This window comes from Bradyrhizobium sp. AZCC 1610, assembly GCF_036924515.1.
GTDB lineage: Bacteria > Pseudomonadota > Alphaproteobacteria > Rhizobiales > Xanthobacteraceae > Bradyrhizobium.
The window spans coordinates 2271201-2283232 of sequence record NZ_JAZHRR010000001.1 but is presented as its reverse complement, the minus strand read 5'-3'; the positions used below and the strand labels follow the sequence as shown (position 1 = coordinate 2283232).

10 protein-coding genes are annotated in these 12032 nt (G+C 62.2%); 5 read left to right on the top strand and 5 right to left on the bottom strand.

Features of this window, described 5'->3' with window-relative positions; translation table 11 throughout:
• Window positions 1-127: 127 nt before the first annotated feature.
• Entirely contained in the window at window positions 128-856 is a 729-nt protein-coding gene (locus V1279_RS10875; RefSeq protein WP_334435216.1) for an SAM hydrolase/SAM-dependent halogenase family protein, read from the bottom strand.
• 153 nt (window positions 857-1009) lie between these two features.
• Here V1279_RS10875 and V1279_RS10870 point away from each other — a divergent pair, with 153 nt between their 5' ends.
• Window positions 1010-1216 (top strand): DUF2905 domain-containing protein, encoded by a 207-nt coding sequence (locus tag V1279_RS10870; protein WP_442894753.1) that lies wholly within the window; start codon window positions 1010-1012, stop codon window positions 1214-1216.
• Here the strand turns inward: V1279_RS10870 and V1279_RS10865 are convergent.
• Entirely contained in the window at window positions 1206-1538 is a 333-nt protein-coding gene (locus V1279_RS10865; RefSeq protein ID WP_334435213.1) for a hypothetical protein, read from the bottom strand. The genes V1279_RS10870 and V1279_RS10865 overlap by 11 nt on opposite strands.
• Before the next feature lie 284 nt (window positions 1539-1822).
• Here V1279_RS10865 and V1279_RS10860 point away from each other — a divergent pair, with 284 nt between their 5' ends.
• On the top strand, window positions 1823-2308 hold the full coding sequence (locus V1279_RS10860) for an adenosine-specific kinase (protein WP_334435210.1): 486 nt from the start codon (window positions 1823-1825) through the stop codon (window positions 2306-2308).
• 157 nt (window positions 2309-2465) lie between these two features.
• Here V1279_RS10860 and V1279_RS10855 read toward each other — a convergent pair whose 3' ends face one another.
• Window positions 2466-4247 carry a Rieske (2Fe-2S) protein gene (locus V1279_RS10855; RefSeq protein WP_334435207.1) on the bottom strand — a complete coding sequence of 594 codons (1782 nt, stop codon included), beginning with the start codon at window positions 4245-4247 and terminating at the stop codon, window positions 2466-2468.
• A 338-nt stretch (window positions 4248-4585) separates the two neighbouring features.
• On the opposite strand from V1279_RS10855, the gene V1279_RS10850 reads away from it, so the two are divergent.
• The 3 genes from V1279_RS10850 to V1279_RS10840 all read left to right on the top strand — a co-directional run bounded on the left by V1279_RS10850 (window position 4586) and on the right by V1279_RS10840 (window position 8848).
• A complete protein-coding gene (locus V1279_RS10850; RefSeq protein ID WP_334435205.1) occupies window positions 4586-5863 on the top strand; it encodes a S41 family peptidase in 1278 nt (425 codons plus the stop codon).
• A gap of 585 nt (window positions 5864-6448) precedes the next feature.
• The gene (locus V1279_RS10845; protein WP_442894752.1) at window positions 6449-7039 is read left to right on the top strand and encodes a ubiquinol-cytochrome c reductase iron-sulfur subunit; all 591 of its coding nucleotides are present in this window, start codon (window positions 6449-6451) and stop codon (window positions 7037-7039) included.
• 81 nt (window positions 7040-7120) lie between these two features.
• Window positions 7121-8848: a methanol/ethanol family PQQ-dependent dehydrogenase gene (locus tag V1279_RS10840; RefSeq protein ID WP_334435200.1), complete on the top strand. Its 1728-nt coding sequence runs from the start codon at window positions 7121-7123 to the stop codon at window positions 8846-8848.
• Between the two features lie 140 nt (window positions 8849-8988).
• Here V1279_RS10840 and V1279_RS10835 read toward each other — a convergent pair whose 3' ends face one another.
• Both V1279_RS10835 and V1279_RS10830 read right to left on the bottom strand, forming a co-directional pair.
• Window positions 8989-11304 (bottom strand): xanthine dehydrogenase family protein molybdopterin-binding subunit, encoded by a 2316-nt coding sequence (locus V1279_RS10835; protein ID WP_334435197.1) that lies wholly within the window; start codon window positions 11302-11304, stop codon window positions 8989-8991.
• A 1-nt stretch (window position 11305) separates the two neighbouring features.
• Complete coding sequence (locus tag V1279_RS10830; protein WP_334435194.1) at window positions 11306-11755, bottom strand: (2Fe-2S)-binding protein; 450 nt, start codon at window positions 11753-11755, stop codon at window positions 11306-11308.
• Window positions 11756-12032: the final 277 nt, after the last annotated feature.

Sequence of the window (12032 nt, the reverse complement as noted above, 5' to 3'; positions counted from 1 at the left end):
CTGCTCAGCAAGGCGCCTGTTAGCGCTGGCCTGCGGCTTGTCGCGGCACTGCGGCGGCTTCGGCCGATGCGGATGAGGGCGCTGTTTGGTCGAATATTGCCTTCGGGTCAAAGCGGCAGACCTTTGTTCATGCGACAAACTCGACCGGACTGCCGATGGCAAGACCGAGATCGCGGTCCGCCCGCCCCTGATTGACGGCAATTTCGGCAAGCCCGTTGGAGTTCTCATACCAGAAAGCCGCGCCTGGCGGCAGATCACTGAAAGTCCTCGCGCGGTCCAGAACCCGACCCACTGCGGCGAGCCTTGCGCCGGGCGGCAGCGTAGCCGCCCTCAGCCCGGTCATCGCATTGCCGTAGTGATCGACGTAAACGATCTCGCAGAGGTCATCCGGCCAGTCTGCCCTTCGATCTGCGCCATCGTGACGTGGCCGGCCGGGGGGCGGATCACCGCGCGCCAGCATGCCAGCCACCGGGGCGAAGAGGTCGCGCCCGTGAAAGCTGGCCGAGAGATGCTTCGGCTTCCAGTCGATGTCCCAGCTGCGCGTCTCTTGAGCTCTGCGCTGGATCAGCTCAAACAAGCCGTTGCCGGGGCCGATATACCAGCGGCCATCGGCCTCGAGAAAAATGGATGGCCGCGTCCCGCCGACGCCGGGATCGACAACGCAGAGAAAGACGGTTCGCACCGGAAACCATGCCGCATAGGCCGCCAACAGATACGCCGATGCCCTGGGATTGCCGACTGGCGCATCGGCGAAGAGGTCGATAACAGGTATGCCCGGCGCTATCTGGTGCAGCACCGCCTTCATCTGACCCGTATACGGGCCGTGCAACCCAAAATCCGTAAACAGCGCAATCATGGTGTCAGCTTGCCCAAGTGCGTGTGTCCACTTCGCTCGAAAACGCTATACTGACGCATCCGAGCCGTGCGACGGACGCGGTCACAGCAGCAGGCCAAATCCCGCTTGCTCTCCCTCAATCGGCTCACCCACTGTGATCGTAGGCTCGGCGCAATGTCGATCTCGCGTCTGCTCATCATCTTCGGCTTGTCGCTCGTTGCGCTTGGGCTGCTATGGCCAGTGATCAACAAGGTCGGCTTGGGCCGGTTGCCCGGCGACATTGTCATCGAGCGCGAGAACTTCCGCGTTTATATCCCGCTCGCAACATCGCTGCTGGTCAGCGTGATCCTTTCCCTGATCCTTTGGCTCGCTAACCGTTAGCCGTCGGCGCCTCTCGCTCTGGGTGGACGGCGCTCGGGAGTGTTCGCGTCTGGCCTGCCGGCAGCATCATCGTCTGCGCCGTGAGCAGCCACGGCATCCACATAAATCGCGTGGCATGCACCCAAAACGTGAAAGGGTTAGCTGCCTCGAACAAAGACCCGAGCGCGTCGAAGGACGGTGTTGCCCGCAGGTTAATTGACATCTGCTCCCAATCACCATTCGGCGATTGCCGGTGAATGATGTCGATGTCGAGGCCGGCCAAACGGGCGCTTGCTCTTGTGGCATCGATATCGCTCTCTCGACTGCATGTACGCTCAGGCATCGGCCCTCACCATCTCCGTGCACCGCTTCCATCGCGCTGGTGATTATCGCTCATCATTCCCGGTAATGAAAGCTCGCAGACTCGCTGCCGCGACCATGGCCGCTCCCCGCGGGCCGCCGTGATGTTCCGCGCCATCAACGCGGCCGGCGAAGTGGTCCAGGTGTTCGAGCCCCGCGAGGAAGCCGAAGCGTGGGCGGCAGCGAAATCGGCCGCCTGTGGCGGCTTGCAATCACCTTCCGGCGGCCTACCATGGAATGCGTAGCTCACCCTGCAGGAGCGCAGCCATGGAACTCACCGTGGTGCCCATCGCCAAGCCGGACGACGCCAACTTCATCTTCGGCCAGTCGCATTTCATCAAGACCGTGGAAGACCTCCACGAGGCGCTGGTGGGCGCGGTTCCGGGCATCCGCTTCGGGCTGGCCTTCTGCGAGGCCTCTGGCAAGCGGCTGGTGCGCTGGTCGGGGAATGATGAACCCGCCCTCGCCCTCGCACGCGACAACGCATTGGCCATCGGCGCCGGCCACACTTTCCTGATCTTTCTGGGCGACGGGTTCTTTCCCGTCAACGTGCTGGCTGCGGTGCGCGCGGTGCCGGAGGTCTGCCGCATCTATTGCGCGACGGCCAACCCGACACAGGTGATCGTCGCACAAACGGAGCTGGGCCGAGGCGTGCTCGGCGTGGTGGATGGCGCCTCGCCGCTGGGTGTCGAAACCGACGCCGACATTGCGTGGCGGAAAGACCTACTGCGCCAGATCGGCTACAAGCTGTAGTGGCTGGATGAAGCCGAAGCCGACAGGATGCACCACCACCTGCAGCTGACGCTGCCAGGCATCGAACGCGACGAAGCGCGCACCAGGATCGCGGCGAAGATCGCAGCGCGTCAGGTCTGCTTTCAGATCGCTCTTAATGCGCCCTCAGCGCGTGACGTCAGGACGATCCCGCCTCTTGATGTAGCTCGCCACCCCGCATCAAGCGGCGGGCTATATCGGCTGTCTGCAGTGACGCGCGTTCGGTCGGTGAATGGGCCGCCAGATAGCGGGCAACCGCGATGAGGATGTGCCGGCCCTCGTCCGTGTCGCCCCACGCGCCGAATTGCCGGACTCCCGCCTCCAGCATCTGATACGCATGGAAGCCCGCATCTTCGCGCAGCACCGCATGCGCGAGCGTGGCGATCAGCGCCTGCGGCGAATGGCCGAGCGTGAGATGCCGTGCCACCAGGCGTGCGGCGAGATCGACCTGTCTCTGCCGGTCGAAGGCGTCGAGCAAGGCGGCGCCGATCATCTCTGGATCCGCGGGCAGATCACCGAGCTGCTCGCCGCCGTCGCCCGGGATGCGCGCCGGCGGCACATTGAGATAGCGAGCAAGGTAGAGCGCCATCGCACCGTGCAATACGCCGCGGACGGCCGTGACGTGAGTGTCGACGTTGGCAATCCCGATCCGCGTCAGCATCTGGTGGACTGCGTTGGCGAAGGTGAAGACGTGATGCGCCGTCTCCCAGTCGGCGTACTCGTTGGCATTGCCGAAGCGCGCCACCCTGAGCGCTGCTGCGTATGCGAGGGATTGGCCAAGGTCAGCAGGAGCGGCACCGGCGCGGATCGCTTCCTTGAGCGCGTCAACAATCCTGGCCGGATCGTCACCGAGCAGCTCTTGAGCAAGCGCGGCGTGGCCCGACCAGTCACGCGAGCCGCGTCTGGCAGCGAACAGGTCCGCGAGTTCGTTGCTTGATTTTTCACACAACGCAACAAGGTCAACGGGCTGACGCCAGGCAGTTGATTCCTCGGCGCCACGAGCCGATACCATCTGACCGACGACTGTCGGCAGCAGAGCCGCCGCGTGTTGCCAGCCGACCAGGTCGAGGCACTCGAATGCCTTGTTGATGAAGTCGAGCGAGTGCCCGGTGTCGGCGAACGCCCGCTCGGTCTCGGCAGCGAACAGGGCATCAGCGAGTTCAGCCGGGGAGAAGCCGGCCGCAACCGCCGTGAGCAGGGTGCGCTCGGCCGCCTCGCGATGGCGCACTTTTGTCCAACGCCGCAGCCAGCGTTTGAGCGCGGCCGGATCCGGCCGGCTTCCAAGCGGCGCGCGTTCCCGCCGCGGCGCCTCGCCGTCGCAGTCCGCCGCCACGCGGCGTGCGCCGTGGAACAGAGCGAGATAGGCGTCCTCGTCCGGCAGCATAGGCAGGAGATTGGCGAGTGCCGTCAGAATCGTAAGACCCACGCCCCAGCCGTCGCGATTTTGCGCCCCGAACAGTGCCACCTGCCGTACGATCTCGGCCTGCGGTACGCCGGTCGCGAGCTGACCATGCATGGCCTTGGCAATGACGAGGCCAAGGTCGTGGGCGAGGCCGTTCGCAAGCCGCTGATGCCAGTGCGCGGCGAGATCGACATGGGTGAACGTGGTCTTCACCCAGACATCACCATTGCGCACCTCGACCGGGCATATCGGCACGTCGTCCGCCCATAGGTCGAAGGTGCAGCCGCTTTCGAGATCGAAGCGAGCGTGGTGCCAGTGACAGGTCAAGATGCCGTCCTCGACGCTGCCGCGCTCGAGCGGGAAGCCCATGTGCGGGCACCGGTTGTCGAGGGCGAAGACGCGCCCGCGGTTGTAGATGACGAGGATCGGGCGATGGCTACCGTGCACAACGAGCCGCCCCTTGATCTTCAGCTCCTCAAGGCTGCCCGCCAGCGCAAAATCCTTGCTAGGCATGTCCATGAGCGTACCTCCCATCGTCACTCTGGGGCCGCTGCAGGCACTCCGCAACATAGGCATCCTCTCGCGCAAGAATGCCATGTGGGGCCGCGCAAAAGGGCGCGAGCTGCCATGACGAGATGGCCCAAGGTATTTCAAAAATGCGCTACAAGCGCTTGCACCTCTTCCAATCTTTCTGGCGATCCCTTTATGCTATTTGACTATCAGTTCGAACGATCGGATGGAGCCTCGAAACGGCAAGTATACATCCTGACCAGACAAACACCATGAAAGTTAGAAGAGAGCTTGTTCATCATCACGTTCCAACCTGATGTGAAGCGACGAGCTCCAAAGGTTGCACGATGAAGGAGGCAATCAACTTAGCACCGTCGCGCCGCCAATTTTTGCGGCTAACATCAATGGCTGCGGCATCAGCCCTGGCTCCAGCGTGGGCCGAGCAGCTAGAACCAGCGGATTCGGCTACATCCCAGCCCGTATCCGCACGCATCGCGACGTTCGAGGAGGTATGGCGGACCGTCAGAGACCGATTCTACGATCCGCACCTACACGGGCTCGATTGGTCGGCTGTTCGGGAACGTTACTTGCCAGACGCCACACGGGCGAGTTCCGAAGAGGCGCTTGCCAGCGTCACTAATAGCATGCACTCCGAGCTGCATGCTTCGCACACCCGCTACTACACACGGTACGAACCAGAGTACTACCAGCTTTCCGATATCTTTGCCGGTGCGCTAAGGCGACGCGGACTGGAACGCGCTTTTCCGGGTGGCCGTATCTCCTATCCCGGCATTGGCATCCTCTCGCGTCTCGACGTGCAGGGCCACAGTGTGATTACCGGTGTTTTAGAGCGCACGCCGGCCCAACAAGCCGGCCTGCTCGCTGGCGATGTGATCGTCTCCGCCGACGGTGCACCATTTCAACCGGTACGGTCGTTCCGCGACAAAATTGGCAAGGAAGTAGTGCTGAGCCTGCGTCGTGGCGGCGCGCTTATGCAAATATCAGCTACCCCAGTCGATATTGAACCCAACAAAATGTTCTTGGACGGCTTGAAGGCCAGCGCCCGCATAATACGGGCCAACGGCCGAAGCATCGGCTATGTTCATGTCTGGTGTTACGCTGGCTCCGTGTATCAGCGGACGCTCGAGCATCTTCTATCGCAAAATCCGCTGAACGAAGCCGACGCGCTGATCTGGGACCTGCGCGATGGCTGGGGCGGCGCGATTCCCGAGTATCTTGATTTGTTCAACACGCGAGCGCCGACGATGCAAGTCACTGATCGCAATGGTGCCAGCGAACTCCGGAACGTGAAGTGGCGCAAGCCTGTCGCCATGCTTGTCAACGGTGGCACCCGCAGCGGCAAGGAGATCCTTGCCTATGGCTTCAAAAAATACTGGCTTGGCGAGGTCATCGGTACCCGTACCGAGGGAGCTGTCCTCGCTGCGACGGCATTCCTCATTGGCGGCGGCTTGCTGTTGCTCGCGGTCGAGGACGTGCATGTCGACGGCGAGCGGCTGGAAGGCGTTGGCGTCGCACCCACGATCGAGGTCCAGGCTGACCCGGACTCCATGGGTCGTAGTGATCCTCAACTCAATCGTGCAATCGCGGTCCTATCCGGGGTCTGATCTTCGGGAGGCAGCCTGCTGGCTCTTCGGGCGTGAGCTACGTGAGGGCCTGCGAGAACTCAGTCGCATCAAAGAACAACAATACCTTATCGAGTTTCAGTCAGAGAAAGGACAGCTGAGGCCGTTCGCGCTGGGATCATGTTTACGCGGATCGGCCTTATGCCTTCTATGTTGCGTATCTTACTGGCGGCGCGGCTGCGCGCCTTGCCGCATCCCTTGTCTTGAAAATAGCAGGATGAACTAGGAAACCATCGCGAGCCGGCGCGTTGGTGTTCTTAGAAGTGACGCTGCGATGGGGAGGACTCGCCAGTCCGGTGAGTCGGGGTATGTTGGCGAGCAGGAAAAGCCCGGTGCTTCTGCCCGCTCCCTGGGAAGACTGACTCTGCTCCGCCGACAACGGGCTCAGCCACGGGCACTTCGACCGGGGCGACAGGCAGCGGTGAAAAGCCGCGCTGAGCCTTCTGGAAGTGTAGCACGACTGAGCGTAACCTCGTCTTCCCGACGCGGGCTACATTACCCTTGCCGTCAAGCGCCGAGGTTACACGCCACTGAGATCCAGGCTCATAGCGGAGCTGGAGAAGACAAATGTGGTGTCCGAAGCAAACGCGACGCTCGCTTCTTTTGACGACGCTCGCCACCGGAGCGTTTCTGACGGGGCGGAGGTTCGCTGCGGCACAAGAAGATCAACCCGGCAGCAGCGACCGGCCGAAGAAAGGCGATCTTCTTGTTGTCTCCGAAGGCGAACGCGTCGGCGCCGTCATCGCGCCCGATGACGTGAAGCGCGGCGAACCGCCGCTGCACGCCTGGCCAAAAGACCCCAAGACTTCGGTCGTCCGCAACGGCTCGCGGTTGAACGAGATCCTGGTCATAAGGCTTGATCCCGGCGAAATGGATGAGGAGACCCGCTCACGCTCTGCTGAGGGCATCGCAGCCTATTCGGCCATCTGTACTCACACCGGATGTTCTGTCACCGGCTGGCTGAAGTCCGAGACGGGCGACAAAGACGTTCTCAAGTGCTTTTGTCACAATTCCGAATTCAATCCGCGAGAAGGCGCGCAAGTCGTGTTCGGGCCCGCGCCCCGGCGTCTGCCGGCACTCCCGCTGGCAATAGCCGACGGCTCGCTCACCATAGCTGCGACATTCGTTGGAAAGGTAGGTGCTCAACAACCAGGGTGATGGGGTGCGGTCGCATCGGATCCCCTGCCCCAGATGATCGCACCACCAAGGGTGGCAGAGAGAAAGAGGGAGATGACGTCCATGACCAGAAAGCAATGGCTATTGTCGAGCTTTGTTGCGTCCACGTGCCTGTTTTCAATCGCTGCCCCTGCCGGCCCGATTGAGAAATACGCCCCAGTGACAGCCGACCGCCTGAAGAACCCGGAACCCAGCAACTGGATGCTCTATCGCCGAACCTATGACGGCCAGGGATACAGCCCACTCGACCAGATCAACACCTCGAACGTGAAAGACCTGGTGCCGGTGTGGACCTTCTCGACCGGCGTGATTGAAGGGCACGAGGCTCCGCCGATCGTAAACAACGGTGTGATGTTCGTCGCGACCCCACAGGGCCAGGTGATCGCCCTCAACGCCAAGACAGGCGATGAGTACTGGCGTTACAAACGCCAGCTCCCCGACGATCTCTTCCAATTGCACCCGACGAACCGCGGGGTGGGATTGTGGCAAGACAAGCTGTACCTGGCTACAACGGATGACCATGTGGTCGCGCTCGATGCCAAAACGGGCAAAGTCCTCTGGGATACCAAAGTCCAGGACTACAAAAAGGGTCAGTACCTGACCCTGATGCCGCTCATTGTTGACGGAAAGGTTATCGTCGGTGCCGCCGGCGGTGAATTCGGCGTGCGGGGCTATGTCGTCGCGTATGATGCCAATGACGGCAAAGAATTATGGCGGACCTTCACCATTCCCGGCAAAGGTGAACCTGGCAACGAAACGTGGAGCGGCGACGACTGGAAAACGGGGGGCGGCTCTGCGTGGATGACGGGTAACTACGATCCCGACACCAGGACCATTTATTGGGGCGTCGGCAACGCCGCACCTTGGCCGGGAGATACTCACCCCGGCGACAATCTCTACACAACCTCGGTGCTAGCGCTCGATCCGGATAGCGGCAAGATCAAAACCTATTTCCAGTACCATCAAAACGATTCCTGGGATTGGGACGAGGTGGATGCACCAATGCTGGTCGACGTGCAAAGGGATGGACGCATCTTCAAGGGCCTCATCCATCCGGGACGCAACGCGATCTTCTGGATACTCGAGCGCAGGCCGGACAGCATCAAGTATGTAGCCGGCTGGCCTTATGTCTATACCGACGTCTGGAAGGGCATTGAGCCCGAGACGGGCAAGCCGATTGTCGATCCGGCTCACAAGCCGGTTATTGGCAAGCGGGTTGAGTTCTGTCCGTCGTTATGGGGCGGCAAGGATTGGCCGTCGGCGGCCTATAGTCCGAAGACCCGCTTTGTCTACGTTCCCGCCAACGAGAATTTCTGCGGCGGCTTTACCGGCGAGAAGGTGCCATTGGTTCCCGGTCAGCTTTGGCTCGGGACCAAGCCCGAAGATATCGGCCTGAAGGTTCGCTCCGGCGCCACTCATTTTGGCGAGCTGCAGGCGTGGGATCCGGCCACGGGAAAGAAGGTCTGGTCGCATAATTTCCCCAGATCGCACCTGTTTGGTTCGGTGACGGTCACCGCTGGCGACCTCGTCTTTGTCGGAGGTACCAATGACCGGATGTTTCGCGCCTTCCACGCCAAGACAGGCGAACTGCTTTGGGAGCAGAAGACCAACTCCGGCATCATGGGCATGCCGGTGGCGTACGAAGTGGACGGGACGCAGTACATCGCCATCCAGTCCGGGTGGGGTGTAGACGCCCAGCGCATCCAGGACGCCCTGACGACCAACAACATCGGTATCGAGAACAACGTGCCGCAGGGCGGCGTCGTCTGGGTGTTTGCCGTCAAGAAGTGATTGGCGGGTATCTGCCGGGGGGAACTAAGGGAGAGCGGCGGACAAGGTGCCCGCCGCTCTTTTATGGCTACCGACTGATGACGTTCGGGCTGCTTAGCCTTGGTCTTGGTCTTCCGCTTCTATCCTCGTTCGAACCCGCCTTAGGCTTCAAGTTGCTTGCCGATCGGCAGGGCGCGGATGCGCTTGCCGGTCGCGGCGAAGATCGCGTTGATCAGCGCCGGCGCAAAGGGCGGCACGCCCGGCTCACCGACGCCGCTAGGCGGCGTGTCGGCGCCGGCAGGCACGATGTAGACGTTCGTCACGGCCGGGGACTCGTCGATCCGGAGCACCGGGAAATCGTCGAAATTACCCTGTTGCACCTTGCCGTCCTTGAAGGTGACCGCGCCGTGTTTGGCAAGGCTCAGGCCCATGATCGCGGCGCCCTCGATCTGCGACTGGATCCGCTCCGGATTGACGTAGGTTCCGCAATCGATGGCGGTATCGACCCTGGGCACAGTGAGCTTGCCCTTGTCGTCAACCGCCACCTCGACGATGGTCGCGATATAGCTGACGAAGCTGCGATGCACGGCAATGCCGAGCCCGTGTCCCTTGGGGACGGACCGGCCCCAGCCGCCTTTGTCGGCGACCAGCTCGACCACCTTGCGCAGCCGTCCAGTATCGATCGGGTAGCTGCCGTAGGGCTCGCCGTAGTTCCACAGATCCTTCACCGAGGTGAGGTTGAGGATCCGCGGCACGCCGATCAGCTCCAGCAGCATATCCTTTTGGTCGCGTTTGGTGGTATGGGCGATTTCACCGACCATGGACTGCACCGCGAAGGCGCGCGGGATATTCGACACCGAGCGGAACCAGCCGATCCGGGTACGCGCGGCCGCTTCCGGATTCTCGCACTGGACGTTGGCGATCTCGAAGGGCATGTCGACCAGCCCCATGCCGAGTTCGAACGGCGCCTGATGCACCGCACCGGCGGCAAATGTCGAGGCGATGCTCGGCGCGACGCTGCGATGCCGCCAAGCCGTCACCTTGCCGTTCTTGTCGAGGCCGGCCTCGATGCGTTCCACCGAGACGGTGTGCAGGAAGCCGTTGCGAACGTCGTCTTCCCGCGTCCATTGCACCTGTACGGGGGCGCCGAGTTCCTTTGAAAGCAGGGCCGCTTCGAGGGCGAAATCGCACTTCGACTTGCGGCCGAAGCCGCCGCCGAGCAGGGTGACATTGACGGTGACATTCTCCTGGGGAATGCCAAGCGTCTTGGCGACGTCCTCGCGCGTTCCGCCCGCGCTTTGCACCGGTCCCCAGATCTCCGCCTTGTCGCCCTTGACGTCAGCGACCGCAACCGGCGGCTCCATGGCGACATGGGCGAGATGCGGCAGATAGTACTCGCCTACGATCACCTTGTCGGCGCCCTTCAAGGCGGCTTCTACGTCCCCCTCCTTGCGTACCACCAGGCCGGGCTTCCGCGCGGCTGCCTCCAGTTCGGCCCGGTAAGCGACCGAGTCGTATTTGCCGTTGGCGCCATCGTCCCAGACGATCTTCAGGGCGTCGCGGCCCTTGATCGCCGCGCCGGTGTTGCGGGCAATGACGGCGACGCCGCCGAGCGGCTGGAATTTCGAGGGCCACGGCCAGCCCTTCACTTCCAACACCTTCTCGACGCCGGAAACCTTCATCGCCTCCGCCCCGTCAAACGACACGGCCTTGCCGCCGGTCACTGGCGGCCGGGCGATGACGGCATATTTCATGCCGGGTAGCCGCACGTCTGCACCGTAACGGGCCGCGCCCGTCGTGATGTCGTGGAGGTCGACGATCCCGATCTCGCCCTTGCCGAGATAGCGGAAGTCCTTGGGGTCCTTAAGCTTGAGGCCCTCGACGCTCGGCACCGACTGCTTTGCGGCGTCAGCGGCCAATTCACCAAAGCCGAGCTTGCGACCGCTGGCGCTATGGATGACTTCGTGATTGACGGCCTTCACTTCGCTCGCCGGCACGCCCCAGCGTTTCGCTGCGGCCTGCTCGAGCATCGTGCGGGCCGACGCGCCGATCTGGCGCATCGGCATCAGGTAGTGCCGCGTGCTGCGCGAGCCGTCGGTATCCTGGTTGCCGAACTTGACCTCGTCGCCATGCGCCTGCTGGACCCGAACGCGCTTCCAGTCGGCCTCCATCTCTTCGGCGACGATCAGGGGCAGGCTGGTGCGCACACCGGTTCCCATCTCGGCGCGGTGCGCGACGACGGTGACGATTCCATCCGGCGCGATGGCGACGAACACGCGCGGATCCACCACGGTTCCGTGCGGCATCTGACTGGCGCCGGTCTCATATGCAAAGGCCGTACGCGTCATCACGGGGGCGGCCAGCACGAACCCGCCGGCGAGGCCGAGACCCTTGAGGATGCTGCGACGCGAAACGTTCTCGATTTTGATGTGCTTCTCGAAGCCGCGAAGCTTGCTGGGATTGGTGAGGATATTCATGTCACACCCCCGTCGATGCGAGATGGACCGCGTTTTCGATGCGCTGGTAGCAGCCGCACCGGCAGATATTCCCGGACAGGGATTCGCGGATCTGGTCGTGCGACGGTTTTGGATTATCCATCAACAGCGCCGCTGCCTGCATGATCTGGCCGGTCTGGCAAAAGCCGCATTGCGGCACATTGAGCTGCCGCCATGCCTTTTGCACCGGGTGATCGCCAGTTGGATGAAGGCCTTCGATAGTGGTTACCTCGCGGCCGCGGACGTCGGACACGGAGGTGATGCAGGCGCGCACCGCCTGCTTGACGATGACGGTGCATGAACCGCAGAGGGCCTGGCCGCAGCCGAACTTGGTGCCCGTCAGGCCCACTTCGTCACGGATAAACCACAGTAGCGGAAGATCAGGATCGCCATCCCAGTTCAGTTCCTGGCCATTAACATTCACCTTGATCATGATCGTCTCTCCCTCCTCATACAGAGCCGTCATGCGTCTCTTCGAGGTGAGCGAGAACATCTATCCTGGGGCACCCCCTCGTACGGTCTCAGGCAAAGCTGACCTCGCAGAGAAACTGCAGACTGCACCGTAGGATCTGATTGATTGTCTGCTCGGGCCCATCCTCCTGTTTTAACTTTCTTTGTTCAAGGTATGGACGTCAGGAAAGCTACCACAAATCGGGGGCGAATAGGGTTCACAACACCTTGTTTACTCTTGTATTTAGCGAGGGCTGCCT

What these genes read in the sequence shown, in the direction of transcription:
- V1279_RS10870 (WP_442894753.1), top strand. Translation starts at nt 1,010, where the DNA reads ATGTCGATCTCGCGTCTGCTCATCATCTTCGGCTTGTCGCTCGTTGCG.
- V1279_RS10830 (WP_334435194.1), bottom strand. Translation starts at nt 11,755, where the DNA reads ATGATCAAGGTGAATGTTAATGGCCAGGAACTGAACTGGGATGGCGAT.
- V1279_RS10855 (WP_334435207.1), bottom strand. Translation starts at nt 4,247, where the DNA reads ATGGACATGCCTAGCAAGGATTTTGCGCTGGCGGGCAGCCTTGAGGAG.
- V1279_RS10860 (WP_334435210.1), top strand. Translation starts at nt 1,823, where the DNA reads ATGGAACTCACCGTGGTGCCCATCGCCAAGCCGGACGACGCCAACTTC.
- V1279_RS10875 (WP_334435216.1), bottom strand. Translation starts at nt 856, where the DNA reads ATGATTGCGCTGTTTACGGATTTTGGGTTGCACGGCCCGTATACGGGT.
- V1279_RS10850 (WP_334435205.1), top strand. Translation starts at nt 4,586, where the DNA reads ATGAAGGAGGCAATCAACTTAGCACCGTCGCGCCGCCAATTTTTGCGG.
- V1279_RS10835 (WP_334435197.1), bottom strand. Translation starts at nt 11,304, where the DNA reads ATGAATATCCTCACCAATCCCAGCAAGCTTCGCGGCTTCGAGAAGCAC.
- V1279_RS10865 (WP_334435213.1), bottom strand. Translation starts at nt 1,538, where the DNA reads ATGCCTGAGCGTACATGCAGTCGAGAGAGCGATATCGATGCCACAAGA.
- V1279_RS10840 (WP_334435200.1), top strand. Translation starts at nt 7,121, where the DNA reads ATGACCAGAAAGCAATGGCTATTGTCGAGCTTTGTTGCGTCCACGTGC.
- V1279_RS10845 (WP_442894752.1), top strand. Translation starts at nt 6,449, where the DNA reads ATGTGGTGTCCGAAGCAAACGCGACGCTCGCTTCTTTTGACGACGCTC.